Origin of the sequence: Oscillatoria sp. HE19RPO, assembly GCF_024220515.1 — a bacterium.
Taxonomy (GTDB): Bacteria; Cyanobacteriota; Cyanobacteriia; order Cyanobacteriales; family Laspinemataceae; genus Laspinema.
This window is the reverse complement of the sequence record NZ_JAMXOT010000036.1, coordinates 48,519-74,867: the sequence shown is the minus strand read 5'-3', so window position 1 is coordinate 74,867 and position 26,349 is coordinate 48,519. Positions and strand designations below refer to the sequence as shown.

Annotated in this window: 23 protein-coding genes; 11 read left to right on the top strand and 12 right to left on the bottom strand. The window is 45.9% G+C overall.

Annotated features, from left to right (window positions below; genetic code table 11):
- Positions 1-172: 172 nt before the first annotated feature.
- From glmM to NG833_RS04210, 8 genes are all read left to right on the top strand, one after another.
- The gene (gene glmM / locus NG833_RS04245) at positions 173-1,708 is read left to right on the top strand and encodes a phosphoglucosamine mutase (RefSeq protein WP_254564090.1); all 1,536 of its coding nucleotides are present in this window, start codon (positions 173-175) and stop codon (positions 1,706-1,708) included.
- A 444-nt stretch (positions 1,709-2,152) separates the two neighbouring features.
- Positions 2,153-2,446 (top strand): hypothetical protein, encoded by a 294-nt coding sequence (locus tag NG833_RS04240; protein WP_254564089.1) that lies wholly within the window; start codon positions 2,153-2,155, stop codon positions 2,444-2,446.
- Positions 2,446-2,892: a type II toxin-antitoxin system VapC family toxin gene (locus tag NG833_RS04235; RefSeq protein WP_254564088.1), complete on the top strand. Its 447-nt coding sequence runs from the start codon at positions 2,446-2,448 to the stop codon at positions 2,890-2,892. The genes NG833_RS04240 and NG833_RS04235 overlap by 1 nt, the downstream gene beginning before the upstream one ends.
- A 101-nt stretch (positions 2,893-2,993) precedes the next feature.
- Positions 2,994-3,305, top strand: coding sequence for a hypothetical protein (locus NG833_RS04230; RefSeq protein ID WP_254564087.1), 312 nt, complete (start codon positions 2,994-2,996; stop codon positions 3,303-3,305).
- Between the two features lie 92 nt (positions 3,306-3,397).
- Positions 3,398-3,694: a hypothetical protein gene (locus NG833_RS04225; protein WP_254564086.1), complete on the top strand. Its 297-nt coding sequence runs from the start codon at positions 3,398-3,400 to the stop codon at positions 3,692-3,694.
- Between the two features lie 13 nt (positions 3,695-3,707).
- Positions 3,708-4,112 carry a type II toxin-antitoxin system VapC family toxin gene (locus NG833_RS04220; RefSeq protein ID WP_254564085.1) on the top strand — a complete coding sequence of 135 codons (405 nt, stop codon included), beginning with the start codon at positions 3,708-3,710 and terminating at the stop codon, positions 4,110-4,112.
- A gap of 76 nt (positions 4,113-4,188) precedes the next feature.
- Positions 4,189-4,443, top strand: a complete 255-nt coding sequence (locus NG833_RS04215) for a hypothetical protein (protein WP_254564084.1) — start codon at positions 4,189-4,191, stop codon at positions 4,441-4,443.
- A 135-nt stretch (positions 4,444-4,578) separates the two neighbouring features.
- Positions 4,579-4,830, top strand: coding sequence for a hypothetical protein (locus tag NG833_RS04210; RefSeq protein WP_254564083.1), 252 nt, complete (start codon positions 4,579-4,581; stop codon positions 4,828-4,830).
- A 155-nt stretch (positions 4,831-4,985) separates the two neighbouring features.
- On the opposite strand, the gene NG833_RS04205 is transcribed toward NG833_RS04210, so the two are convergent.
- From NG833_RS04205 to NG833_RS04195, 3 genes are all read right to left on the bottom strand, one after another.
- On the bottom strand, positions 4,986-5,273 hold the full coding sequence (locus tag NG833_RS04205) for a hypothetical protein (RefSeq protein ID WP_254564082.1): 288 nt from the start codon (positions 5,271-5,273) through the stop codon (positions 4,986-4,988).
- A gap of 110 nt (positions 5,274-5,383) precedes the next feature.
- Positions 5,384-5,833, bottom strand: coding sequence for a type II toxin-antitoxin system VapC family toxin (locus tag NG833_RS04200; RefSeq protein WP_254564081.1), 450 nt, complete (start codon positions 5,831-5,833; stop codon positions 5,384-5,386).
- 2 nt (positions 5,834-5,835) lie between these two features.
- The gene (locus tag NG833_RS04195; RefSeq protein WP_254564080.1) at positions 5,836-6,087 is read right to left on the bottom strand and encodes a hypothetical protein; all 252 of its coding nucleotides are present in this window, start codon (positions 6,085-6,087) and stop codon (positions 5,836-5,838) included.
- A gap of 570 nt (positions 6,088-6,657) precedes the next feature.
- Here NG833_RS04195 and NG833_RS04190 point away from each other — a divergent pair.
- Complete coding sequence (locus NG833_RS04190; RefSeq protein WP_254564079.1) at positions 6,658-6,918, top strand: hypothetical protein; 261 nt, start codon at positions 6,658-6,660, stop codon at positions 6,916-6,918.
- A 135-nt stretch (positions 6,919-7,053) separates the two neighbouring features.
- A complete protein-coding gene (locus NG833_RS04185; protein WP_254564078.1) occupies positions 7,054-7,305 on the top strand; it encodes a hypothetical protein in 252 nt (83 codons plus the stop codon).
- 155 nt (positions 7,306-7,460) lie between these two features.
- Here NG833_RS04185 and NG833_RS04180 read toward each other — a convergent pair whose 3' ends face one another.
- Both NG833_RS04180 and NG833_RS04175 read right to left on the bottom strand, forming a co-directional pair.
- Entirely contained in the window at positions 7,461-7,637 is a 177-nt protein-coding gene (locus NG833_RS04180) for a hypothetical protein (protein ID WP_254564077.1), read from the bottom strand.
- 133 nt (positions 7,638-7,770) lie between these two features.
- The gene (locus NG833_RS04175; RefSeq protein ID WP_254564076.1) at positions 7,771-8,145 is read right to left on the bottom strand and encodes a hypothetical protein; all 375 of its coding nucleotides are present in this window, start codon (positions 8,143-8,145) and stop codon (positions 7,771-7,773) included.
- A 266-nt stretch (positions 8,146-8,411) separates the two neighbouring features.
- Between NG833_RS04175 and NG833_RS04170 the strand changes: the two genes are divergently transcribed.
- Positions 8,412-9,983, top strand: coding sequence for a DUF4157 domain-containing protein (locus NG833_RS04170; protein WP_254564075.1), 1,572 nt, complete (start codon positions 8,412-8,414; stop codon positions 9,981-9,983).
- Positions 9,984-10,305: 322 nt separating this feature from the next.
- On the opposite strand, the gene NG833_RS04165 is transcribed toward NG833_RS04170, so the two are convergent.
- From NG833_RS04165 to NG833_RS04135, 7 genes are all read right to left on the bottom strand, one after another.
- Complete coding sequence (locus NG833_RS04165) at positions 10,306-10,770, bottom strand: reverse transcriptase domain-containing protein (protein WP_254564074.1); 465 nt, start codon at positions 10,768-10,770, stop codon at positions 10,306-10,308.
- Positions 10,771-11,139: 369 nt separating this feature from the next.
- Positions 11,140-12,420 carry an MFS transporter gene (locus tag NG833_RS04160; protein WP_254564073.1) on the bottom strand — a complete coding sequence of 427 codons (1,281 nt, stop codon included), beginning with the start codon at positions 12,418-12,420 and terminating at the stop codon, positions 11,140-11,142.
- A gap of 19 nt (positions 12,421-12,439) precedes the next feature.
- On the bottom strand, positions 12,440-13,303 hold the full coding sequence (locus tag NG833_RS04155) for a hypothetical protein (RefSeq protein ID WP_254564072.1): 864 nt from the start codon (positions 13,301-13,303) through the stop codon (positions 12,440-12,442).
- A gap of 107 nt (positions 13,304-13,410) precedes the next feature.
- Positions 13,411-21,105 carry a non-ribosomal peptide synthetase gene (locus tag NG833_RS04150; RefSeq protein WP_254564071.1) on the bottom strand — a complete coding sequence of 2,565 codons (7,695 nt, stop codon included), beginning with the start codon at positions 21,103-21,105 and terminating at the stop codon, positions 13,411-13,413.
- Positions 21,102-24,512, bottom strand: coding sequence for an amino acid adenylation domain-containing protein (locus NG833_RS04145; RefSeq protein ID WP_254564070.1), 3,411 nt, complete (start codon positions 24,510-24,512; stop codon positions 21,102-21,104). Before NG833_RS04145 ends, NG833_RS04150 begins: the two co-directional genes overlap by 4 nt.
- A 171-nt stretch (positions 24,513-24,683) precedes the next feature.
- On the bottom strand, positions 24,684-24,920 hold the full coding sequence (locus NG833_RS04140; protein ID WP_254564069.1) for a hypothetical protein: 237 nt from the start codon (positions 24,918-24,920) through the stop codon (positions 24,684-24,686).
- A 246-nt stretch (positions 24,921-25,166) separates the two neighbouring features.
- Positions 25,167-26,207 (bottom strand): hypothetical protein, encoded by a 1,041-nt coding sequence (locus NG833_RS04135; RefSeq protein ID WP_254564068.1) that lies wholly within the window; start codon positions 26,205-26,207, stop codon positions 25,167-25,169.
- Positions 26,208-26,349: the final 142 nt, after the last annotated feature.

Below are 26,349 nucleotides of genomic sequence, written 5' to 3'. Positions count from 1 at the left end.
CAAGGATGAAAAAAATCCTGAAAATTCATCCCTGATCCTTCTATCTTGAGACGCTGAACCGGCTGAACTCCGGATTTCAGCTTTTTACTCTTGATTTAGTAGGATATTTCTGTGGAAATGCTATTCTCCACAGTGAATCTATTATTTTGGTGTGTGTGGAGTGAATAAAATTATGGTAACAACTCCAGCCTGGACGCAAGGCTCTGGATCAAACGGCTCATCCTTAACCCTCGCCGGGGTGAATGGGTCTAAATCGGTACAAAACCCCAAACCCAGTGGGGGTAAAGAAGTCATTAATCGCCTTTCCCTGGTAGAAACGGGAATTTATCTGCCGAATACTCCTTTATTTGGGACCGATGGAATTCGCGGACGAGTGGGAGATTTTCTGAATGCACCCCTCGCCTTGCAGGTCGGATTTTGGGCCGGTCAGGTCCTGAAAGCCCAAAGTGGAACAACGGGTCCGATTGTTTTAGGACAAGATTCTCGCAATTCGAGCGATATGTTAGCAATGGCCCTCTCTGCGGGGCTGACCTCGGCAGGGTTAGAGGTTTGGAATTTAGGATTATGTCCGACCCCCTGCGTGGCCTACTTGACGAGCGTTTCTGAGGCCATTGGTGGGGTGATGATTTCGGCGAGTCACAATCCCCCAGGGGATAATGGAATTAAGTTTTTTGGATCCGATGGGACGAAGCTACTCGGCGCGGTGCAAAAGCAGATTGAAGCCGGGATCCGAGGGCAGATGGACTTGGCCGGTTTGACAGGGGCCTGGGGACATCAGTATTATAGACCGGAGTTAGTGGCGGATTATGCGAAAGCGTTGCAACTGCCGTTGATTTATGGTAATGGGACTGAGGAATTGCCATTACAGGGAATGCGGATTGTTTTAGATTTGGCCTGGGGTGCAGCGGCGATGTTGGCCCCGGAAGTGTTTCAGGCATTGGGGGCTGAAATTATCTGCTTGCACGATCGCCCCGATGGCGATCGGATTAATGTCGGCTGCGGTTCCACCCATCTGGATGTCCTGCAATCCTCGGTCAAGGCTTACAATGCGGATATGGGGTTTGCCTTTGATGGCGATGCCGATCGCGTCTTAGGGGTAGATGATAGAGGCCGCCCGATTGATGGAGATTATATTCTATATTTGTGGGGACAGACCCTAGAACAGTCCGGTCAACTCCCGGATTCAACGATTGTGGCTACGGTGATGTCGAATTTAGGCTTTGAACGGGCCTGGGAAAAATTGGGGGGTAAACTCCTGCGAACTCCCGTCGGCGATCAGCACGTTCATGCAGAAATGCTGCGTACCGGGTCCATGTTAGGCGGTGAACAATCCGGTCATATCCTCTGTCGCCACTATGGGGTAACGGGAGATGGGGTGATGACGGCGATTCATCTGGCAACGGTGGTTAGACAAAATGGCGGTTCCCTGGCGCAGATGGTGGATGAGAGTTTCCAGACTTATCCGCAATTGTTACGAAATGTGCGAGTAGAAGACCGCGATCGCCGCATGGATTGGGAGAGTTGCGAACCTGTGCAAATTGCGATCGACCGTGCAACAGCAGCAATGGGCGATCGGGGTCGGATTTTAGTGCGCGCTTCGGGTACGGAACCCTTGATTCGGGTGATGGTGGAAGCAGCAACAGCGGACCTGGCGAATTATTGGACGGAAAATTTAGTTCAAATTGTTGAGCAACATTTGGCCGCTTAGAGTTGAATTATCCCGTTAAGTTGCTGTCTTAAATCAGAATAAATTTAGAAAAGAAGGCGCGAGCGATCGGGTCTTCTTTTCTTTGTTTGGGGAAGCGTTGGCAGGGGGAGAAATGCGGGAGAAACAGAACTCGCAGTAATACTCCATCCAATTGTCAAAGGTCTGTAAAAACCCGCAGGCTGTTCGCGGAGCGTTCCGCGTAGAAAGCCTGGGGAAAAACGCGGACGTTCGCGGTGCCTGCGCCGGCTAATTCCGAAAACCTATTTTGATCAACCGGATTTTGTATTAGCTAAGATTTATATAGCCAGTCTAAATCATTTTGTCATCTTTCTTCTCCCCTCTCCCGTTCTGGGCTGCCAACGGTTGGGGGCCGCCATCGTCCATTGCCAAAATGATTTAGGGTTGCTATATAAGAAACCGGGTTTCTAAGCCACAGGAGAAGTTATGAACATTAAATTAGTGGAATCGTTAGCCCAAGTGGTTCAATCACTTTCCCCAGAGGAGCGATCGCTCTTGGAGGAGAAGCTCAAAGCACACCAGGACCAAACCTCAGCCGAGGGAAAAGAGCGTCCTTTGTATGAAACCGTTTATGAAAGGGCCAAAGCGTTTTATGAAACCGCCACTCCAGCAGAAAGGGCCAAAGCGTTTCGGGAGTGGGCCCAGAGTCACCCGCGCAATCAGCCCTATTTATCCGATGAAGCCATTAGCCGAGAAAGCATTTACGGAGAAAGGGGTTAATGTCATTTTTGATTGATACTAATATTCTGTTGCGGAGTGCGGACCCTACCCATTCCATGCACGCCGATGCGGTAACAGCGACAAATATTCTGCTTGATCGAGGGGAAGATGTTTGTATCATTCCCCAAAATTTAATTGAGTTTTGGAATGTTTACACCCGCCCTGCGGACAAAAATGGGTTAGGGCATACCCCAGGGGAAGCCGCTGCCGAAGTCAATCGGTTAAAAGGGCTTTTTTTGCTGTTACCGGATACGTTAGCTATTTATTCTGAGTGGGAACGGTTGGTGCTGAGTTATGGGGTGAGGGGAGTTAATGTCCATGATGCGAGGTTGGTGGCAGCAATGTTAGTGCATGGATTGACTCATATTCTGACTTTTAATATCAAGGATTTTGCCCGGTATGCAGAAGTAACGGCAGTGCATCCGATGGAGATGCGATCGCTCTGAAGTGAGGGGCTAAAATTGCGGCGATCGCTCTCCATATTCTAGGCAGCGGCAGCCAAAAAAGCCCGGTTTCTGCTCTATTCCACGGCATGACAGGAGAATGTATGAATATTAAATTAGTGGAATCTTTAGCGCAAGTCGTTCAATCTCTTTCTCCAGAGGAGCGATCGCTTTTAAAGGAGAAGCTCAAAGCACAGCAGGAGCAAAACTCAGGGTCAGGAAAAGAGCGTCCTTTTTATGAAACCGCCACTCCAGAAGAATGGGTTAAAGCGTTTCGGGAATGGGCCCAGAGTCACACGGGCCATCAACCCTCTTTCTCCGATGAAGCGATTAGCCGAGAAAGAGGGTTGATGGAGCAAGGGGCTAATGTCATTGAGGAGAAGGTTAGGGTTATCAGCAGATGGTATAATAGATAGAGGATAATCTGGTGTTAATTCCAGGGATAGCAGTAGTCATCCAGTAAAATCCCAGAAAATCCCATCACTGTATTTTGTTAGAGGTCGTCAAGATGTTATCAAACGATATTATTGCTCAATCCATGAAGCAGAGAATTGAGCAAGTCGTTACAAATTTAATGGAAGAATATCCATTTTTTAAAGAAGATATTGACTATTCAGAAATGGTTAAATACTTAACCATTGTTTTTAAGCAAAATTTGCCAGTTGCCGAATTTAATAGGATGCCGGATGGGCAGCTCGAAGAACAGTGCAGCTTGATTATGGCCACAGAAATGTTGTCAAAAATAGGGGATGAACTTAGCCCAGCTCAAATGGCCATATTTGATGAAGCGGTGCAGGGTGGTTAATAAAGCCTGCTTGATGGATTATTTATTGGATACTAACATTATTTCTGGGATGATTAAGCGCAATCCTAAAATCCTCTCAAGAGTTGCGGCGGTTACCTCTCAAAATCGAGAAATATTTATTAGCTGTATTACTTATTTTGAAGTAGAGCGAGGGTTGTTAGCTGTGGATTCTCCCCAACAACGACAAAGGTTTAATAATATTTGTCAAATTTATCCAATTATTTTATTGGATGATTTGGCAATTTTACAGAAAGCTGCAGAAATTCATGCAAACCTGAGAGTGCGGGGTTTACCCATTCAAACTGAAGATATTTTGATTGCGGCAACCGCTATTATTAAAGGTTTAACCCTGGTTTCTAATGATAGTGACTTGTTGAGAGTTGAGGGATTGAATTTAGAGAATTGGCTAAATTTATAAACCAGATGGATGCAACGGTAGTGGCAATTGCTAAACTATAGGTAACGAGTTAGAAAAATCTCAGGAGGTTGGGGTTATGAGTCCGTTATTAGCGCAAGTGTTACGGGAAATTGAGCAACTGAACCGAGAGGAACAATTGGAGGTGATTAGCCATGCAACGGAGCAACTGAAGCGGCAAACGGTTAAACCAAAAAAACACAAGCTGAGTGAGTTTAGGGGGATAGCGCCCAATTTACTAGAGGGGCGGGATGCTCAAGATTGGGTTAATGAGGTACGGAGTGAATCCCAACAACATCGCGATCGCCTGTTGGAAAGCAAACATAAAGATTGAAGATGCTCAGGAGTGGGTGACCCGCATCTATTTTGGTAGCTGGCTGTGAGGCGTTTTTAACGAATGATGGGCAACTGAGGCGGGTAACAGAATTGACAATTATCCTGGTGAGTGAATTAGAGGTTTAATCAGCCGATGAAGGTCAGGGAATTAATTAATATTTTATCGCAGTTTGACCCAGAAACGCGAGTCGTGGTGGCGGGATATGAAGGGGGATTTAATGACATCACGGAGATTCACCCTCAAAGGCTCCGGCTGAATGTAAATCCAGAGTGGTATTATGGCAGTCATGGGTTAGCAGAGGATGAGGAAATCCGGAAATTATGGCCGGATGCACCTGTGGTGGAGGCTGTTTCCCTCATGGGCGAGAATCAAAATTCGGAATAGTGGAACAGTTGCGATCGACGCATAGGCGCTTTGGAATTTTCGCTTATATTTGTTTCAGAAACCCGGTTTCTGGCGGCAAAAGAAACCGGGTTTCTGCGATAACTTTGACCACAAGAGCCAAGATTTATTGGAGAAACCCGGTTTCTGAAGCATCACTAAATCACATCGGGCAACTCGCGTTCTATAAACCACAAGCGAGGATAGCGGTAAATGGAAACTGTCACCAATATGGCGATAATTTCCATCGTAATAAATAGGAGGCCAATCCCGCGACCTGGACCCACGCCCAGGATTTGTCCGATGCTGCCTGCGAGTAAACCGTCAGCCGCCATGAGAGGTTCAAAGATGCGATCGGCTAGAGGGCCTGCTATAACATAAGCCAGAGGGATACAGGAGAGTGCGATCGCACCCAATTCTTGCCAAAACCCGGTTTGATGCAGCACTGTATTCGGGAAAAACTTCAGGGAGCGATCGGTTATGGGTAAAGGCGATCGACCTTTCTCCCAACGGTGTCTATTCTATTGTGGAAACGGAGCGATCGCTTCGCCTGGTTTTACGGGGATCTCCAGGATTCTAAGGGTAGCGCCTTCACCGCTTGCATTCGTTGAAAATCGCTGTCCGCTGAAACGATAGTGAGTCTGTTGCGTAAGGAAATCGCGGCAATCCACAAATCGTTTTCGCCAATCCCCAAATTTTCAATCCGGGTTTTTCTTCGCTTACTTTTTTCTTTCGGCCCAAAATGTTCTAAAATTGCTGCTTTAAATTCACCGTAGATATTGGCGGTCTCTTCATCAATCAAATAAAGGCGAATATCTTGGAGAAAAGTTTTAATCTGCGCCAGATTCTTTGATTTCTGTTGGGAATTATAAGCCATATAAATTAGTTCTCCCGAAACAACGACGCAGGTAGCCACTTGTGATTCTCCCACCTGGGCGATGCGGTTGATTACCCTAGCATCTCCCTGAATAATGCGACTACAGTGGTTGGTGTCTAGCAGATACAAGACTAAAACTCCAGAGGTGTGCGGTTCTCGTAAACTTTCTGTAGGCAATCTTCCAAGTCATCACCCGCCCAAGTTCCTGTATGTCTTAACAAAGAACGACCGGAAGCCGGACGAAAAGATGGCGGATTTTCTGGAGATTGGGACGAAGTTTTTTCAGGGAGAACAGTCACGCGCACCCGTCGTCCAGCAAGCTCTGCTGAATGAACGATAACTTCTTCCCACGTTCCTTCTATTTCTAGCGTTTTTTTAGTCATTGTATCACTTCTTTTTTAGCTTAAGTATGGGGTTTATTATAGCGTCAATGGTGTAAATCTTTCAAGTGCTTTCTAGCCTTGTTTTTCAGGATTTGAACTGCCCTCGCTCTTCGTGCAGAAGAAGAGATGAGCGAGTCAATGGGCGATTGATCGCCACCCTTCAGAACCCCACCCTAACCCTCCCCTTGCCAAGGGGAGGGGACCGGAGGTGTAGTTAGCCCCCAACCGTTGGTGGCCCGTTTTGGGAGAGGGGAAGCGATCCAGTTGTTCAATTCATTTAGAATTGCTGTAGAAGCAACGACTTAAGACAATCTCAGGAGGTTGGGGTTATGGGGAGCATCTCAATTTTGCCTAAAAGGGGAATTTCCAAGTCTTGCTCCCCCTTCCCTCTTAGGGAAGGGGGCTGGGGGGTTAGGTCTCTTTGCCAAATTGAGATGCTCCCGGGTTATGATACGGAATCCGGTTGTCAAAGGTCTGTAAAAACCCGCAGGCTGAAGCCTGGGGCTATACGGACGAAGCCCGCCTGCGCGGGCTAAAACCAAAAACCGACTTTTACCAACCGGATTTGGTATGAGTCCGTTATTAGCGCAAGTGTTAGGGGAAATTGAGCAACTGAATCCAGAGGAACAATTGGAGGTGATTAGCCATGCAACGGAACTGGGAAAACCCCAGACTGTGACCCACAAAAAGCCTCAGCGCAAGTGGCTCGATATTGCTGGAAATGCTCCCTATCCACTGGTGGGAGAAGAGGCTCAGGAGTGGGTGACGCGCACTCGGAGTGAATCCCAACAACATCGCGATCGCCTGTTGGAAAGCCAAGATGAAGATTGAAGATGCTTTGGCAGGGGTGACGCGCATCTATTTTGGTAGCTGGCTGTCAGGCGTTTTTAACCAATGATGGGCAACTGAGGCGGGTAACAGAAATGACAATTATCCTGGTGAGTGAATTAGAGGTTTAATCAGCCGATGAATGTCAGGGAATTAATTAATATTTTATCGCAGTTTGACCCAGAAACGCGAGTAGTGGTGGCGGGATATGAAGGGGGATTTAATGACATCACGGAGATTCACCCCCAAAGGCTCCGGCTGAATGTAAATCCAGAGTGGTATTATGGCAGTCATGGGTTAGCAGAGGATGAGGAAATCCGGAAATTATGGCCGGATGCACCTGTGGTGGAGGCTGTTTCCCTCATCGGCGAGAATCAAAATTCGGAATAGTAGAACAGTTGTGAGCAGCGCATGGGAGCTTTGTAATTTTTTATTATATTTGTTTAAAAAACCCAGTTTCTGGCGGCAAAAGAAACCGGGTTTCTGCGATAACTTTGGCAACAACAGCCAAGATTTATTGGAGAAACCCGGTTTCTGAACCCTCACTAAATCACATCGGGCAATTCGCGTTCTATAAACCACAAGCGAGGATAGCGGTAAATGGAAACTGTTACCAATATGGCGATAATTTCCATCGTAATAAATAGGAGGCCAATCCCGCGACCTGGACCCACGCCCAGGATTTGTCCGACGCTGCCAGCGAGTAACCCGTCAGCCGCCATGAGAGGTTCAAAGATGCGATCGGCTAGGGGACAGGTTCAGTACCTGGGCTTGAAAAAAGCGCTAAACTGTGCGTAACTGAAATTCCCAACCCTGTTAAATTCACCCGCTCCTTATCGTGTAAAGTCTGAAGGACTAATGCTGGCGCTCTAGCACCCCATAACTCTCCCCCAACCACACCGCCGCCGATACAGATAACAGATAATCCCCCGCTGATAGCAACAACTGCCATCCCTGCGCCAACGTCTCCACTGCCTCCAGGTGTTTCTCTCCCAGTGCCAACACTTGTCCGTGACGAAACCAAGTATCTGCTAACATCGGTTGAAGTTGCGTCCCCTCCACAGAGACAAGACACCTCCGCTCAATTTCCTCCAGGTGTTCCACCAGCACTCGTCCCGCCGTCGTCCAAACACTCCAGCGTTGCGGAAAACGCTTTAACATCTCCTCTACGATTAATGCAAGGGTGAGTTGACCCCCCTCTTCCTGCAAGCGATCGCACTTCCCCCACACCGATGCACCCGAAGAGAACAGGAAGACAAGAGGCAGTTCTGAGATAAAAAACGACGGTTGCAGAGAAACTTTTACAAAATCGTAACAATATTCAATATTCTGTTACAAACCGAAATAATAATTAATGAAAGTTTTGAGCAAAAAGAATAGACAAACGAAGAAAGAAGAGGTAAAAGTGGAATATCTCAAATATTTCTGGGTGGCAAAATATTTAGATATTGAGTCAACCCTGAGACCCAACCACTACTAATCCCTGGAATAGAATCATGACCAAAGAGTTTATCTCAAGGAAGACAGCAGGAAGTTTCCAGAAACCCAACAGCCAATTTGCCCCACGTCCGTTTGCCACACCTCAACAAAAGTCAGCGTTGGGCGAAAATTCAACTCTACAGAATGTTCAATGCTCGCCTGAAAGCAGCGATCGTCTATCACGGATTGCGATCGCGCAACCCGAACCCTTTACACCACAGTTAACGGTGCAACGTGCAGAGCAAACACAGGTGGCAAAAGACAATCCTGGGGAAGAAGCTGAGAAAATCCAACGGTCAAGCACCGGCAACAATCGGCTGGGAAAAATCTCTATTCAACCACCCGAACCACCTTCTACACCAAGGTTTCCTATCCAAGCAAAACTGACAATAGGGGCTGCCGGGGATAAGTACGAGCAAGAGGCTGACCAGGTGGCGCGTCAAGTGGTGAATCGAATCCAGGCACCACAGGTCAATTTCCAGAGCAGTGAATCCAATCCGGTACAGCGGAAAATCTCGATTCAGGCTTTAGGCGGCGAAGGTGGAGACGTTTCTAGCGAATGGGAAAGCGAATTAAACCGAGCCCGAGGTGGGGGTCAGCCATTGTCGCCATCTCTAAGAGAGCCAATGGAACGGGAGTTTGGTGCAGATTTTAGCGGCGTGCGTGTGCATACGGGGGCGCAGGCGGATGGGTTGGCAAGGTCAATTCAGGTGAAAGCGTTTACCACCGGGCAGGATGTGTTTTTTGGGCAAGGGGCGTATGAGCCGGGGAGTCGCGGGGGGCAGGAGTTGATTGCCCATGAGTTGACCCATGTGGTGCAGCAAACAAAAGAAGAGAATATTCAGCGCACTCCGGAAGAAGACATGAACTTGGGTGACATAGCACTTAATACAGCTAGCAACTACTACTCCTGGGTGGAACCCCAGCTTATCGAATATCGGAAATTTATCCTAGATGATCTAGAGCAGAACGATAAGCAAGGAGCCTTTCTTGCAGAAAAAATGTCACAAGGATATAAAGCATGGGCCACTAATTGGTATAACAAAACGCAAGCCTATCTATACGAGGGAAAAAAAGCAAAGGACAATACCTGGTGCAAGAACGCTCAGATATCAGCAGGCATCCTAGGAGTAGATACAGATAAAGAAGCAGACTTGGAAGTACACCTAGGAGTGTTGAACAACAAAACTAACGACACAATGTGGACAAGTAGAGCAGTAGAGTATAAAGCAAGTACATCACCAGAACAAAAAGCGGTTTATGACTTATGTGTGGAAGGAATTAAGCAATTAGGGAAGAGAGAGGAACAAAAGAATATGAATGGAGAACCATTCACCCTATTAGTTCTTACCATACATAACGACCACAACCAGAATGTCTTCCCATATACCACAGCCGAAGGTTCAAATATCGATGGGAGCGCCCTTTCAAAAGAAGCAATCAACAAGAGATTACATGATAGAATGGGAGAAAAAGTAAAAGAACACATAAAAACCGGAACGAGAACAGAAATCAGATTAGAGCATAACGGGGAACAATATGCAATAGCCAAATTTTCAAAATCAAGCACAGAAATGGAAACAGAGTAACGAGTAGAAACAAAAAAACAGAAGGCAAGGTTACAAAAAAACGCCCTGTTGTGTTCTAGACTATATTGGAATGTTGGCAGACCCTTAGCCCCTAGACTAGAAGCGAATTTTTTGATTCGCGGCAAATTGGGGGGCTGACTCGTGAAGTCTACTGGAATACTATCCACGCCATCAACCCGCAAGCGCAACACATACCCCCCTAGCTCAATATCAGCAATCTGAAACGTGAGACTGGAGGGTGTTAGGCAATTTTTTTCCCCGGTCACTAGTTGTACAGCAATGCCCCGATTACCCGCTCTCAAAACACCATTCACCCCACGTCTCACCCACTGCCACTACCGCCCCAAATATTCCCCAATGCACCCAACCGACGCACCTTGCTCGTAAAGCCGGGAAACCAACTCCTGCACACCACTCCCCTGATCTTCTGGGCAACCCCCAAACCCGACGGTGAAAACCAATCGCCCAAAAAATCAAATCCCCGCCATATCCGCCCGATAAACGTCTTATCCGGGGGCTTTTCTACGCGCAAATCCGCCATCACCTGATTCACCGCCTTAATAGCCTGCCGCAACTTCCAGCACGTCGGTGCTAAGATGACCCAATCGTCCATATAGCGGACATAAAAACAGCCCAACTCAGCCATCCGGTCATCCAGCGGCTTCAGGTACAGCGCCCCCATCAGCGGGGAAAGCGGACACCCCAAGGAGATTCCCTGTTCGATATCGGTATATTCCCCGCCATCGGAGACAAACCGTTGGAGGTACTGCCCCACCAAATCGAACACAACCAAGTCTCATACATACTGCCTCACCAAATTCAAGAAAATTTCGTGGTTAATGCTGGCGTAGTAGCCCTTGACATCGGTGCAAAACACAAATTCATTCGATTGCAGATGGGATGCCACTTCTCGCACGGCCCCTTTCAGTCCGCCCGTACCCGCTAGATGAAAGCATCGTGGTGAGAGGTGGGGTTGCAATTCCTCACCCAGAGCGATTGACAGCGCCTTCAACACCAAAGCATCTTGCGCCGCCTAAATTTCTTTCACCTCGCCCAGAGCCGTTATCCGCCGCTGTTCCCGAAACTGATACCTTCCCTCCCGAAGTTGCTCTACTAAGGGAACGCACAACCGACGCTTCACGCCTTTCCCCAAAAACTAAATCACATCAGGCAATTCGCGTTCCACAAAACGCAAGCGAGGATAGCGGTAAACGGCAACAGTTACGATGATGGCGATAATTTCCATCGTAATAAACAGCAGGCCAATGCCGCGACCCGGCCCCACACCAATAATTTTTCCCACGCTTCCAGCTAGTAACCCATCTGCCGCCATGAGAGGTTCAAAGATGCGATCGGCTAGGGGACCGGCCACCACATAAGCGAGAGGGATACAGGAGAAAGCGATCATCTGGAGCGTGGCGAAGACCCGGCCTTGAATAGCCGGAGGGACTTTTCGGAGTAAGATTGCATCGCTATAGCCATTGATGAAAGGCAAGCTGAAGAATAATAAAAAATTGGCAACAGCGAATAGTGCAAAAGAAGCGCGGAATCCAAATGCTAAAATGCACAGTTGATAGAGAAAAATAAAACCAAATACGCCTCGGATTAAAGTTCGGGGGCCTCCCCAAATGCTCATCACTACGCTACCTATCATCATACCCACACCTCCGAGTGACTGAATGGTGCCGAGAACCGTGACCGAAGTGAATGACAGTACCAGCGGAGGGAATAATACTTCAATCAGTCCAAACACAAAATTATTGATGGCGCATACAATGAGCAGGGCTAAGAGTCCTGGACGACCAAAAATATAAGTTGAGCCTTCCAGGGCCTCGCGCCAGAGAGATGTTTTTCCCTCAACAAGAAAAGCCTCAGTTTTAGCATCAGGAAAACGAACGAACAATAGAGTGATTAGGGCAAACAGGAAGGTGGCAAAGTCAATGACAATAATCCCTTGAAGTTGGATGGTTCCTAGCAAAACTCCTGCCAGTAGTGGCGAAACGAGTCGGGCGCAGGCTTGTCCTGACTGAACCATGCCGCTGGCGCGAGGTAACTGTTCTTTCGGTACTAATAAAGAGGTCGAAGCAGTGTAGGCGGGTAACTGAAAGGCTTTGAAAATGGAATCCAGGCTAACAGCAAGGTAGATGTGCCAAAGCTGAAGGTTGCCAGTGGCGAGTAATAAAGCTACTGCCACTGTAGTTATACCAGCGCCCGAGTCCGATAGAATCATGCACCATCGCCGGTTCCAGCGGTCAACCATTGCCCCAGCGATCGGAGAAGCTACAATACTCGGCAGCAGAGCAAATAGCAAAATTAACGAAAACTGGGTGACTGACCCCGTGCGCTGGTACACCCAGACTCCCAATGCGAAGTTAGTCAGACCCGACCCAATTAGGGATATTAGTTGTCCGAACCAGACCAGAAGGAAAACGCGCATTTTATGGAAGGACTATAGTCTATGATTCTAAAATGGGTTCAGGAATTTCAGGTAAGATTAACCCGTCAATTGGATCGGTATTCGATGAGATTGGCCTGAAATCTTCCAAGATTTTCTTGCGTAATTCAACAAAGTGTTGGGCTAAGTTGGGATTGTTTTTTTGAAAAGCTCCTATTTTTTGTTGTAAATTAGTGTTTAATTCGTTAATAAAACGGAGCAATTGGTGAGGTGCTGCTGTCCCATATAGCCTGACAAACATCCGATATGTATTAATTACATTACGATTGATATCTCGATGGTAATCTTCTATATCGGTACAGATTTTACTGATTTGTACTGATGTTTGGCAGATTGACAAGAATTCTTCATTATACGGTTCCCGGATTAACTTTAACAAAATTCTCTGTAATATACCAAAATCAAAACATTTATATAGGCTGGCGTTATAAATGCTTTCTTCTGTAGGAATTAATCCAGAACAGAATTTTTGTTCTAAGCTATAATAAATTAGTCCTTCTTTGAGTTCATTATCTATTTTTTCATCAAATAAATTTAACTGAGTTAATACATTTTGCAAGACCGATATATGCTGAGATATGAATTGTGGATTGTCAATATTGTTTTCATACTCCTCATCAATCTGATAGATTGTAGCCTCAATGAATATAAACAGAGGCATAAACTTAGTAAAATCTACTTCAGAAAGCCCATGTAGTGGAAAATAAAATAGAGGAAGAGCTTGCAGGTTGGAAATAGATTTTTGAAGTGACCAGTATGAGATGGTTGGTATAAGCTGGTCATTACTTGTAATCGAGTCTTGAATTTCTCGCACATAATTGTCTACTAAATGCATATTGTTTTTGTCGAACATTGAGTAAGTCATGACATTCACTTCCTTGATTCAAATAATTAACTGTGTGTGGGCCTTATTTTTTCTGACAAGAGAAGATTTTCATCTTCTTCTTTGCAAATTATAAATTATGAATATCCCTAAGTAAATTCCCTTGAATTTAGACTTATTTTTAATTTTTCGCTTAATATTTTTACATAAGGTTCTTGTAAAATGTTCATGTGGTTCCCCGGAATAATGTAAGTAGTCGTGCAATCAGAAAATTTTCTCCACCCTAATGCTGAATCTTCCAATAAAGATTTCCCTTTATTCATGGATACTTCAACATTAGTTGTTCTGGCCTGAAAAATAGAAATAGGAGTGGGAAAAACTTGCTCGGGAAAATAATTACAATGTGCCTTTTTAGAAGCTTTATAAACTTTCCATAAATCCATAAAATGCTGATTGTATTTATCTGAGTCAATAAAATTAATTTTACTCCATTTTTGGTTAAGAAAATTCAATTTTTCTTGCAGAGTCAGATGGTCTAAAGCATTGCTGAGTAATTGTGCTTTTGGATAAAACATATATCCCAAATAGGTAGCAAATTCATTAAAGTCTAGCTCATCTTCATTAACATCAATTACTTGTTCACTAATAAGAGTTGGCGCTAGAGTATCAATAATTGCTACAAGAGCGACTTCATGCTCCTGTTTCTGCAACTGCTGGGCCATTTCAAAAGCCACTACACCACCAAACGAATGTCCTCCTAGCAGGTAGGGACCTTTGCTTTGAACAGTCTGTATGGCTTCAATATAGCAGGCAGCCATATCTTCCACTCGTGTGAAAGGTTCTAACTCCCCATTAAGACCTCGTGCTTGAAGGCCGTAAAACGGTTGATCAGCACCGAGATGACGCGCTAATTCGTAGAAGTAAAGAACATTTCCACCAATTCCAGGCACGCAAAAGAAAGGTTGTTTGTGACCGATCGATTGAATCGGTATCAGTGGGGACCACTTCCCAGAATCTCTTGAAGAGCGAAGATGAATTACGAGTTGTTCAATAGTTGGACTAGAGAAGAGCGTTGCTAAAGGCAGATTGATTCCCAACTGTTGTTCAAGACGTGCCATTAGGCGTACCGCTAAAAGAGAATGACCTCCCAAAGTAAAAAAGTTGTCTCGAACTCCTACGGGATGTACACCGAGAACCTCTGACCAAATTTGAGAAAGCTGTAATTCTAGAGTGTCGTGAGGAGCAACAAAACAGCTTTCATTCTGGGGATTGAAACTATCTGGTGCGGGTAGGGCGCGACGGTCTATTTTGCCGTTAGGGGTGAGGGGCATTGCTTCCAAAAGGACAAATACACTGGGTATCATGTAGTCAGGCAGCTTTTGTTTCAGATAGTCGCGCAGGTTACGAGTCACAGTTCGCTGTAAAGTTTTCCACAATTCTTGAGTTTCCAACTGATAGGCTACGCTTCGATCGACTAGAGCGCGTTCGGAAGGTGTCAGATGAAACTGAATCCCAGCTTGTGACGAATGGGACCAAACGACTGTTCCAGAAAGCCAGCGCGGTTCATCTTCTCCAGGCAGTTGCAAGTGCAGGTGGACGTTGTTACCTTCATCAAGAACTGGTACTCCCACCAGACCGACACCGCCAGTGGAGATATCCTGTGTCTCGATTGCGATCGCGTTCCCGTCTAGTTCTAGTTGGCATTTAGTGTGATAAGGGATGCGACCGGGTATGAGGTTAGAAACCATATAAGCTACTAGACGCTTGTTCCCAGGTGTGTCTTCTCGGTCAATGACTGCCACTTCCCGCACGTTAGGATGCTGGCTGAGTACCGCTTCAATTTCTTCTAATTCGATGCGGAACCCGCGAATTTTTATTTGATTGTCAATGCGACCGACATATTCGATGTTACTGTCCGCTAAGTAGCGAACCAAATCTCCAGTTTTGTACAGGCGATCGCTGGGAGAGTCACTAAAGGGGTTGGGAATGAACCGCTCATCGGTCAACTCAGGACGATTGAGATATCCCCGTGCCAAACCCGCACCACCAATGTACAACTCACCTGGAACGCCTATGGGTAAGGGCTGCCGGTTCTCATCTAAGATGTAGGTCTGGACATTCCCAATGGGACGACCGATCGGCAACTCCCTCAATGTGGCGTCGGCTGCCGATAACTCGCAGATTGTGGCTCCCACAGTGGTTTCCGTCGGGCCATAATTATTTACCAGACGAACTCGCTGTCCCACACACTCAAACCAAGTTTTCAGTCGTTCCGCTAATGCTTTTTCTCCACCTATGATGATTAATCGCAATGATGGAGGAAGGGCAACTTTTTCTTGACTCAAGAAGGTGGTAAGTTCGTGCCAGTAGGCTGTAGGAAGTGCCAGAACGGTTATTTCCCAATCGTTGCACTTCTGTAAAAATCCCTTAAGGGAGTCCAGCATAGAATCAGTACCCAAGACCAATGTTGCGCCCGATGTAAGGCTGGTATAAATTTCTTCAGCACTGACATCAAAACTAATTGAAGAAAATTGTAGAATGCGATCGCGTTCTTGGATGCCATATTCAGCACTGGCAACTATTGTGTAGTTGACGAGCGATCGGTGTTCGATTAAAACGCCTTTGGGTTTGCCTGTAGAGCCTGAAGTGTAGATAACGTAAGCCAAGTTTTGGGGCCTTACTGCGCTGTTAGGGTTGTTCTCGCTGTAGGCAGCAATTTTTTCCCAGCCTGAGTCCAAGCAGACAACACGAGTCGAATTTGGGGGAAGTTTATCGACTAGCTTCTGTTGAGTCAGCAGCACGGGAACTGATGAGTCTTGTAGCATAAAAGCCAAGCGCTCGGAGGGATAATTTGGGTCGAGTGGGACATAAGCACCACCTGCTTTGAGGACGCCCCATAAACCGATTACCATTTCAACAGATCGCTCTACGCAAATTCCCACCAGCACTTCTGGTTTTACTCCTAGGCTTTGCAAGTAGTACGCTAACTGATTTGCCTTTGCATTCAACTCTTGATAGGTCAGCCGCTCCCCTTCAAAAACGACTGCCACAGCGTCGGGCATTAGCTCAACTTGCGCTTCAAATAACTGATGGATACACTTATCCTGCGGATATTCAGCCCGAGTGTTATTCCACTGCACGTGGAGCTGGTGGCGTTCTGTTTCGGTCAGCAGGGACAATTCTGAAATCTTTTGTTTGGAATTGACGACAATACTTTCGAGCAAGGTCTGAAAATTTCTGGCTATCCGAGCGATGGTAGACTCATCAAACAGATCCGTACTGTATTCCCACTCGGCTACCAATCCAGAAGCGGTATTCTCCATTGATAAACCCAAGTCAAACTTCGCCGTGCCCATTTCGACTGGATAAGAGCTTATCGATAATTCAGGCAGCTCCATTACAGGCATTAAATCGTCGTCGAGGGAAAACATGGCCTGGAACAGTGGCGTATAGCTTAAGTCTCGTGTTGGGTGTAATGCCTCTACTAACTGCTCAAAGGGCAGGTCTTGATGGGTGTAGGCTTGCAGCGCCACTTCCCTAACTTTACCGAGTAACTGCTCAAAGCTAGGGTTGCCTGATAAGTCGGTACGCAGCACTAAGCTATTGACAAAAAAGCCAATTAGCCCTTCGATTTCCTGCCGGTTGCGACCCCCTACGGGCGTACCCACTACAATATCATCTTGCCCGGATAAGCGGTAGAGCAGTGTTTGAAACGCCGCCAAAAGCGTCATAAACAACGTAACACCGACTCGCTTAGTCAATGCAGTAAGTTCCGCACTCAATTCCTGGGGAAGAACTGTATGGTAATATCCTCCCCGGAAGGTTTGAACTGCCGGTCTTGGTCTGTCTGTGGGCAATTCTAATAAAGTCGGAGCGTCTGATAGTTTTTCTTTCCAGTAGCCAAGCTGGGTTTCGAGTATTTCTCCAGATAGCCACTGCCGCTGCCAAACCGCAAAATCGGCATACTGTACTGGCAATGAGGGCAAATTTACAGGTTTTCCAGTGCAAAAGCCTTTGTAAAGTTCTCTTAGTTCTTTCAGTAATATGCCCAATGACCACCCATCAGAAATAATGTGGTGCATGGTAAATAGCAAGACGTATTCGGTTTGGTCTAGCTGTAGCAAAGTGACTCGAAATAAAGGCTCTCGTTCCAGGTTAAAAGGCCGATTTGCTTCAACCGTAGCCAATTGTTGCGCTTCGATTTTTCGCTCGTTTTCAGGCAGGTGCAACAGATTTACAGATTGCACCTGAAAATTGAAAGTTGAGGTAATAACTTGGACGGGTTGACCTTCTACCGCTACGAAGTTGGTGCGTAAGGCTTCATGTCGCTGAATAATTTCGTTGATACTGCTTTCTAAAGCCGCAATATTAAGCTGACCGCTCAGATGTAACGCCAGGGGGATGTTGTAAAAGGAACTGTTGGGCTGTAGCTGGTCGAGAAACCACAACCTTGCTTGAGCGAAGGATAATGGGATGGATTCTGACCTTGAAATTGGTACAAGAGGCAGAGGTTCTACCGATTGCCCGTTTTTAAGCGAATTCTCAACTCGCTCGGCTAATCCAGCAAGAGTGGGTGCCTCAAACAAGGTGCGGAGGGGTAATTCAACCGTCAAGGTATCCCGCACTCTGGAAATTACTTGAGTAGCTAATAAGGAATGTCCGCCCAGTTCAAAGAAATTGTCGTGAATGCCCACTGAGTCAATTGAGAGGATGTTACTCCAAATACTGGCTAACATTTCCTCAATTGGAGTGCTAGGGGCAACAAACGACTCTTCCAGTTCGTTCCGCTTTTCGGGGGCGGGTAGGGCGCGGCGGTCTACTTTCCCATTGGGAGTCAGGGGTAGTGACTCCAGCACAACAAAAGCACTGGGCATCATGTAATCGGGCAGTTGTGGCTTGAGGAAGCCGCGTAGTTCCCCAACAGTGGGTGCAGAATCTTGAACGGGGACAATGTAGGCCACTAAGCTTTTTTGGCCGGGAATATCTTCTCGAAGCACAACTGCCGCAGAGAGCAAGCTAGGATGCTGACTCAATGCTGCCTCGATTTCGCCGAGTTCGATGCGGAAACCGCGAACCTTCACTTGGTCATCTATTCGACCGAGATATTCGATGTTGCCGTCGCTCAGGTAGCGGGCTAAGTCCCCTGTTTTATAGAGGCGCGAATCGGGTTCATTGCTAAAGGGGTTGGGAATAAATTTCTCATCAGTCAACTCGGGACGGTTCAGATAACCTTTGGCGAGTCCCACACCCGCAATGTGGAGTTCTCCGGGAACACCGATGGGAACGGGTTGGTTGTGAGGGTCGAGAATATAGATTTGGGTGTTGGCGATCGGACGCCCGATAGGAGGTTTCCGACTGCCGTCACTGCAAAGGGCAACGGTGGCACAGACGGTGGCTTCTGTTGGCCCATAAGCATTGAAAAACTGACGCCCTAGTGCCCAACGTGCTACGAGGTCTGCACTACAGGCTTCTCCTGCGACGATAATTGTCTGCAATGCTGGAAACTCTTCGGGAGGCAGTACCGCCAGAACTGACGGGGGCAGAGTGGCAGTCGTGATGGCATAGTCTCGCAACAGCTCAATCAAAGCAGGCCCCGGCATTAAAGACTCCCGCAAAGCCAATACCAGTGTTGCTCCCGATATCAAAGCCATAACAACTTCCCAAATCGAAGCATCAAAGCTGAGAGAGGCAAACTGAAGAATTCGACTGTCGGAGTGTACGTCGAATAGCTGAATCTGTGCCGTGACTAGATTGCACAGCCCTTGGTGTGCCAATAACACGCCTTTAGGTTTTCCTGTAGAGCCTGAAGTGTAGATAACGTAAGCCAGGTTATCCGGCGTTACTGTGCTGCTGGCGTTCTCTGAACTGTGGAAAGCAATTTTTTCTATGTCCCCATCCACACAGACAACACGCGCCGAGGAAGGAGGAAGCAATTCAACCAGTTGCGTCTGGGTAAGCAAAACCGACACAGAAGAGTCTTCTAGCATGAAACCTAAACGTTCTTGTGGATAAGTTGGGTCTAGCGGAACGTAGACACCACCCGCTTTGAGGACGCCCAGAATTCCCACAACCATGTCAAAGGATCGCTCTACACAGATGCCCACCAAAACTTCTGGCCCTACACCCAAGTTTTGCAGGTAGTGTGCCAACTGATTCGCTTTTGCATTCAACTCTCGATAGGTGAGTTGCTCCCCTTCAAACACTAAAGCAACAGCATCGGGGGATTGTTCCACTTGCGCTTCAAACAACTGATGGATGCACTTATCCTGGGGATATTCAGCCCAAGTGTTGTTCCACTCCACGTGGATCTGCTGGCGTTCTGTTTCTGTCAGCAGGGGCAATTCTGAAATCTTTTGTTTGGAATTGACGACAATACCTTCGAGCAAGGTCTGGAAATGTCTGCTCATCCGAGCGATGGTAGACTCATCAAACAAGTCGGTATTGTATTCCCATTCTCCAATTAACCCACAGGCTGTTTTCTCCACACATAAAGCTAAATCAGTCCGCGCTATTCCAGTTTCTACTGCTAATGGACTTACCCTTAAGCCTTCTATTTGAATTTCGGGTAATTCATCGAGGATTACCAACATCACCTGTACCAGTGGCGTGTAGATCACAGAGCGTTCTGGCTGCAATATCTCTACTAATTTTTCAAACGGTAGGTCTCGATGAGCGTATGCTCCCAGGGTTACTTTCCGAACTTTAGAGAGTAAGTCCTCAAAGCTGGGGTTTCCTGAGAAACAAGTGCGTAGCACTAGCGTGTTGACAAAAAATCCAATTAACCCCTCAAATTCGGGGCGATCGCGATTCGCAATGGGCAAACCGACTACAACATCATTTTGCCCAGTATAACGGTAAAGTAATGTTTGGAACGCCGATAAGAGCGTCATAAAAATAGTCACTTTTTGCCGCCGACTTAAATCGATTATAGCCTCACTGAGCGGCTTGGAAATGACAAATTTATAATGTTTTCCTCGAAAAGTTTGTGTAGTTCCTCGTGCTCGGTCAGTGGGCAGTTCTAATAGGGGAGGTGCATCTAATAGTTGTTTTTTCCAATAGGTTTGTAGGGAATCTAATACCTCACCCGTCAAGTATTGCCTCTGCCAAACCGCAAATTCGGGATACTGAGCCGGAAGTGGAGGTAGTTCTTGGGATAAGTCATTGTAGAAAGCTGCTAACTCCCGCCACATAACACCTAATGACCAACCATCCCAGACAATGTGATGAGTTCTCAGCAAAAATATATGTTCTGTGTCGGTTAGCTTAAATACAGTCCCTTGAATTAAGGGGTCGCTAACTAAGTTAAAGGGTTTTTGGGCTTGTTCCGTTGCTAATCGTTGGACTTCGTTTTCTCTGTCACAAGCAGGCAGATTGCTTAAGTCTATGACTGGCACTGTCAAAGTCAATCTTTCAGCAATGACCTGAACAGGCTGCCCGTTAACCGTCGCAAAGTTGGTTCGTAAAGCTGCATGGCGAGCCACGATCTTGTTCAGGCTTTGCTCTAGTGCAACGATGTTCAGTACACCCAAAAATCGCAGAGCAAAGAGTTCGTTGTAAGAAACGTTATTTGGATCTAACTCACTCAGAAACCACAGTTGTTCTTGAGGAAAAGATAGAGGTATCTCCCGTTGTTCTGAGGTTGTTACAATTGTTTTTTCAGTATCGTTCGCGCTTGTATTGCTCTGGGACAGCAACGAGATAATTTTTGCTTTATGCAATACCAGCAAGTCCCGCTCTTCTGGTGTCATTACGCCTTTGGGAGCGCGAAAACGCAAGGTATCACCCTCTAACCACAATTTGATACCGCGTTGGGCAAGTTCAGCTAAAAATTGGTTCAGATTCATAGAGCGCCCTCCTCCATTTCATAGGAACGCAGTACACCACGTCTGCGGACATCCAGTGTCGCGCAATGAAAAGAACCCATGAAAGGATAGTAACTTTCAAACTCGCAGGGAATGGGTTTGAAACCCCAGTCTTTTAAGGCTGCAATCATAGATTCCTGTGATTTTTCGACAACTACTCGCTCTTCATCAAGACTGAGTACATTCATATTCACCCACTGACTGATTACTTTCGTGTCATAAAGTGTCATCGGTGTTCGGTTGGGTTTCGGTGCGAGCAAGATATCCCAAGATTTGAAGTAATCAGGCAGATTATCCACATCTATAAACAGGGGATTGACTAACACCTTCCCTGGCGCGAGAGGAACTAGAGTGGTGTCAATATGCAAGGCTTGTGGGCAGAGCGACTGAACCTCGTGAACTCGATATTCATCGCCCAGGTGACGCCGCACCCATTCAATCCCCAGGCTATTAGTGACATGACTCTTCTGGACAAAAATATCCCGTCCAAAGCGCACGAAGTCTGCCGCATCAAACGTCGGCTCGAACTCAGTGATGACATAGCGCATTTCCTCACCATTAGCGGGAGTTTTGTAATCTGGGTCATACTGTGCATCAAGTAGCTGTGGTTTAGGGGCAGCGACCCACTTGGCTCCTCCCTTTAGGTACTCTTTGAGTAGGGAGCGATAAGCCCACGACTCGAAATAACGACTGCGATCGGCCATTGGAGCTTCTATAATTTCATTGCCAATAACTAAGAAAACGTCGCGAGGATTGGCTGAACAAAAGCCATTCATTACTTCCCAATCCGGTGTACGGAAAGAGGCAGAGTAATCAACAACATCGGGGCGACGAACAATAACTCCTTCGGATTGAAGAATATGAGCAAATTCCTCGACGCACTTGCTAGCAGCTTGAACAAGCCACTCTGGATAGGGAAGCGGCTGTTTCTCTGTCCGCTTGCTCAGGCTTTCCATTTGTTTCTCTTGACCGGGAAGCACCGTAGCGCGATGGATGGTATGCCAGGATGGAATCATTGCTCCATCGACAATGCCAACAATCACTTCTTCCAGTGGGTCCCATTCATTGTAAGAACACACTGGACATTCATTGCTAACGGTGTTTATTTGCTCAAATGACTTGGGGGAGGCGAATTCAGAGAAGGTAGTTTTTTCCTGATGCGATCGATCCGTCGAACCCGGTTCTCTCCGTAATATCTCTAGCTGTTGAGACATTAATTGAAGCTGCTGCGAGATAATCTTTTCTACGCTTGTCTGAGGCTCCACATTTTCATTGGGTCTGTTCATCGATTTATTTGTCGGAACTGCTAGTGGTACTTGTAAAGGTTGAGCTAAGTTTTGGCTCGGTTTTACAGGCTTTACATTAGCCATTAAACCGGCAATGGTCTTTGTTGAATCAATCTTCTGATATCTTTTTGGCTCTTCTTCCAAGCGAAAAGTCTGCTCGATGTATGTGGTTAAAGCGTCTATAGTTTCCAGCTCTTCAAAAAACTGTTGAGCTTCCACCTGAACTCCAAAAGTATTTTGAATGCTTCGCATAGCTTCCAAAATAAGTAGCGAATCAATGCCCAGGTCTAAAAAAGTGGCAGATACATCTATTTCATCGACCTCTATGCGTAGCAAATTCGCCACCAAAGAAAGTAGTCTTGGGCCAATGCTATCCGGATGCGGGGGTTTCAATTCTGTCATTTCCTGTTTATTAGTTCCGGCAGTAATGTTTATATTAGATAACTCTACCTCTGATTGGTCCAGCTCCATCCTTTTAGGATATTCATGTAGCGCTCGTCGATCTACCTTACCATTAGGTGTTAATGGCAAGGCATCTAACATAACAAACACTCCTGGAACCATGTAATCGGGCAGCTTCTCTTTGAGAAAAGCGCGCAGGTCGCTGCGAGAAATTGGCTTGGAATTTTGCGAGACAATATAGGCCGCTAAATATTGGTGCTCTGAAACATCTTGCTGCACCACGACCACAGTTTCTACAATTGCTGGGTGTTGAGACAAGACTGCCTCTATTTCGCCCAATTCGATGCGAAAACCGCGAATCTTTACCTGATTATCTATACGCCCCAAAAATTCGATATTGCCGTCTGGAAGATAGCGGGCTAAGTCCCCTGTTTTATATAAGCGAGAACTAGATTCGTCGCTAAAGGGATTAGGGATGAACTTTTGTTCAGTTAAATCGGGGCGGTTGAGGTAGCCTCGTGCCAACCCCGCACCAGCAATATGCAATTCTCCAGGAACACCGATGGAAACGAGTTGGAGATGGTGATCGAGAATATAGATTTTGGTGTTAAAGATCGCCCGACCAATATGAGGGAACCTATTATCTGTACCATCGCAGACAACTAACCCAGAAGTCGTGACTACAGTATTTTCAGTTGGGCCGTAGTTATTGACTACCTTGAAGGGAATTGAAGTTGATGGATAATGATGAAGTTGATCTCCACCTGTTAGCAGAATTCGCAAAGCTACGTCAGAGGGCCATTGCAGAAACAACAGCTTTTCTGCTATGGGGGTAGGGACAAAAGTAATTGTAATCTCTTTTGTCAACAGCCAGTCGCGCAGTTTTTCTGGAGACAGAAGAATCGCTGGCTCGATTAAATAAAGACTCGCTCCCGACGCTAAATAAGGCCATATTTCCCATACCGAAGCATCAAATGCAGTTCCGGCCAGCTGAGTAGCCCGGTCTGATGATTTTACCTCAAAGGCGTGTTGATGCCAGAAAACTAGATTTAGCAAACTAGAGTGGGAAATCAGAACCCCTTTGGGCTTTCCGGTTGAACCAGAAGTGTAAATGACATAAGCCAAGTTCTCTGGTCTCACCCCTGTGAGGGGAGAAAGTTCACTCTCCTTAGAGATTTCTTTCCAATCAGCATCTAAGCAAACAACACGTGCCGAGTGTGGGGCAAGCGTCTCTACGAGCTTTGACTGAGTAAGCAGCACTGGTGCAGAAGAATCTTCCAGCATGAAGGCTAGCCGTTCCAAAGGATAAGCTGGGTCTAGCGGAATGTAGGCACCACCAGCTTTGAGGATGCCAAGTAGTCCGACTATCATTCTGATGGAGCGCTCGACACACATCCCCACCAAAACTTCTGGCCCTACACCCAACCCTTGCAGGTAATGTGCCAATTGGTTTGCCTTAGCGTTTAATTGTTGATACGTCAGTTGCTCCTCTTCAAAAACTACCGCCACAGCGTCAGGTGTCCGCTCTACCTGTTCCTCAAATAGCTGGTGGATGCAGCGATCGTGGGGATATTCTGTTGTGGTGTTATTCCATTCGTGTAATATTTTATGCCGTTCGGCTTCTGTTAAAGGCTGGGGGTCATAAAATTTATCTTTAGGATTAATATCCGAATTTTCATACTTTATAATTTCGTCACTCATAAATTTTTTATGTACGAGTATAGTCAGGAAGTTTATTGACTGATATTTTTTCAGCGAAAACCCACAATCATTAATTAATAGGGACACAAGTATCAAGAGAGCATGGGATTTGATTCGAGTGTCATATTTTCGCTGTTGCGAATCTTTTCAAAATAGTTACCTTCCCTAGTATTATAAATAATGATTTCGGAGAATCCGAGGGTGAGCCACAATCTTTTGCGATGCCCGTTGCCAAGCTGTAATGTCTATAGGTGAACAAATTAGAGCTGTATCAAAAATTTTGTAAGCCATACTTTGGGAGGCCATCTGACAGAGAAACCATACCGATTGCTGACTCAAGCTGAGGGGATGAAAGGATGCTGGTGTTTCTGGCGTCATGGGGGCGATAGTATCATTCAAAATAAGCATATTTTGTTTGCCAGGTATTCTGGGGTTGTAGGTAAGTTTATAAATGTTAGTTTTTGAGTGTTTTTAATTTAGATTGGCGCATTTAGTGTCCGAGCTTTGTCTAAAAGCTCGGACTAAATGTTTGAGGTAAAAGGTTCCAACGCAGGGACGCTTTCAAAGTCTCTTCACTTTCAAGAAAGGTGGAGGTGCGGAGCGACTATCGCTCTCTCTTCCAACACTTTTTAGGTTATAAACTGTTTCCAAAATTTAATTTTTGCTTTGCCATATAGGGTTTTTACTGGTGTCGTAGATGACTAAGTTGCCATCATTCTTAAGAAATAACTTGCTTCCTTTGTATTGAGAGCCATAAACGCCAGACGACCAAATTGGCTTGGCGTGGTCTGTATAAACTACAAAGTTGCCATCATCCTGCATATAGGTTCTCCAGGCATAAGTTCCTTGTGTGTTGGAAGCCCATATGGCCTTTCCATTGGAAGAATCATAAACTACTAAGTTTCCATCTCCCTGATAAATAAGCTGATAGCTCTCGTTTTCGGAAAACAATCGATCTCCCGGTAATAAAAAGTCACCTTCTTGTAAGAAGTATCTGACTTTTCCTGCTAGTGCAAAAAATTCAAACTCTCCTTCCATACATCTTTTATACACAGCAATAGCTTCATTGATATCAAGTGCGTGCGCATTTTTATCAACAAAATCTTCCAGAGTAAGGGCACTTTTATCGCTTAAATTATCTTGAATCCAAAAACTGTATAAATTTGCCGCACCCACTAGGCGATTTTGTAATTGATTTGCCAGCCACGTCCACAGACGTACACATGGAATGTTAGACACTATAAAATAGGCACTTGAGTGACTTTTTAGAATCTCCGATTTGTAGTTGATGTATTTTTGAAGTTCGGGGGACAATTTTATGCTATTAGGATCTTCTATACACCAGTTGTCAAATAAATTTTTCGTATATCGCTCATAGCTTTTTTGACGTTCTTCTGCAAATTCTTTGATGTTTGCGTCCGTTGCAGTTTCAGCCAATATTCTATACTGTTCTGTTGTTTGATAACAGTAAATAGCATCTTGTACTGTATAAAAACCGTAATGGTTGGGATCGAGATCGCCATATTTAATACCTTGAATATGACAAGTTTGCAAGGTTTTTTCCGCAATTGGCTTGGCCGATTCCCACATAAGAGTAGATAAACGCTTGCCGTCTACTTTGAGAAACTCCGTAGTTCCTCCCGCTATTTCAGGAACGAATTGTCGAGGAGAGCGAAAAGACAATTTTTGTAGCATATCATTTCATCCTTTTGCAAAAAGAAATCGGTTTGGTATTCTTGTCCTACTCTATAAGACGATTTATGGCATAAAAAATTGAATTTATTAATATTACAAAATTAAAGATAATACCAAGCCCTAACCTACTTCCTAAACAACG

Coding starts and splice junctions, on each gene's coding strand:
- NG833_RS04150 (WP_254564071.1), bottom strand. CDS start 21,105: ATGAATCTGAACCAATTTTTAGCTGAACTTGCCCAACGCGGTATCAAA.
- NG833_RS04220 (WP_254564085.1), top strand. CDS start 3,708: ATGGATTATTTATTGGATACTAACATTATTTCTGGGATGATTAAGCGC.
- NG833_RS04215 (WP_254564084.1), top strand. CDS start 4,189: ATGAGTCCGTTATTAGCGCAAGTGTTACGGGAAATTGAGCAACTGAAC.
- NG833_RS04230 (WP_254564087.1), top strand. CDS start 2,994: ATGAATATTAAATTAGTGGAATCTTTAGCGCAAGTCGTTCAATCTCTT.
- NG833_RS04155 (WP_254564072.1), bottom strand. CDS start 13,303: ATGACTTACTCAATGTTCGACAAAAACAATATGCATTTAGTAGACAAT.
- NG833_RS04185 (WP_254564078.1), top strand. CDS start 7,054: ATGAATGTCAGGGAATTAATTAATATTTTATCGCAGTTTGACCCAGAA.
- NG833_RS04195 (WP_254564080.1), bottom strand. CDS start 6,087: ATGACTAAAAAAACGCTAGAAATAGAAGGAACGTGGGAAGAAGTTATC.
- NG833_RS04240 (WP_254564089.1), top strand. CDS start 2,153: ATGAACATTAAATTAGTGGAATCGTTAGCCCAAGTGGTTCAATCACTT.
- NG833_RS04160 (WP_254564073.1), bottom strand. CDS start 12,420: ATGCGCGTTTTCCTTCTGGTCTGGTTCGGACAACTAATATCCCTAATT.
- NG833_RS04180 (WP_254564077.1), bottom strand. CDS start 7,637: ATGGCGGCTGACGGGTTACTCGCTGGCAGCGTCGGACAAATCCTGGGC.
- NG833_RS04135 (WP_254564068.1), bottom strand. CDS start 26,207: ATGCTACAAAAATTGTCTTTTCGCTCTCCTCGACAATTCGTTCCTGAA.
- NG833_RS04170 (WP_254564075.1), top strand. CDS start 8,412: ATGACCAAAGAGTTTATCTCAAGGAAGACAGCAGGAAGTTTCCAGAAA.
- NG833_RS04225 (WP_254564086.1), top strand. CDS start 3,398: ATGTTATCAAACGATATTATTGCTCAATCCATGAAGCAGAGAATTGAG.
- glmM (WP_254564090.1), top strand. CDS start 173: ATGGTAACAACTCCAGCCTGGACGCAAGGCTCTGGATCAAACGGCTCA.
- NG833_RS04235 (WP_254564088.1), top strand. CDS start 2,446: ATGTCATTTTTGATTGATACTAATATTCTGTTGCGGAGTGCGGACCCT.
- NG833_RS04145 (WP_254564070.1), bottom strand. CDS start 24,512: ATGAGTGACGAAATTATAAAGTATGAAAATTCGGATATTAATCCTAAA.
- NG833_RS04210 (WP_254564083.1), top strand. CDS start 4,579: ATGAAGGTCAGGGAATTAATTAATATTTTATCGCAGTTTGACCCAGAA.
- NG833_RS04190 (WP_254564079.1), top strand. CDS start 6,658: ATGAGTCCGTTATTAGCGCAAGTGTTAGGGGAAATTGAGCAACTGAAT.
- NG833_RS04140 (WP_254564069.1), bottom strand. CDS start 24,920: ATGCTTATTTTGAATGATACTATCGCCCCCATGACGCCAGAAACACCA.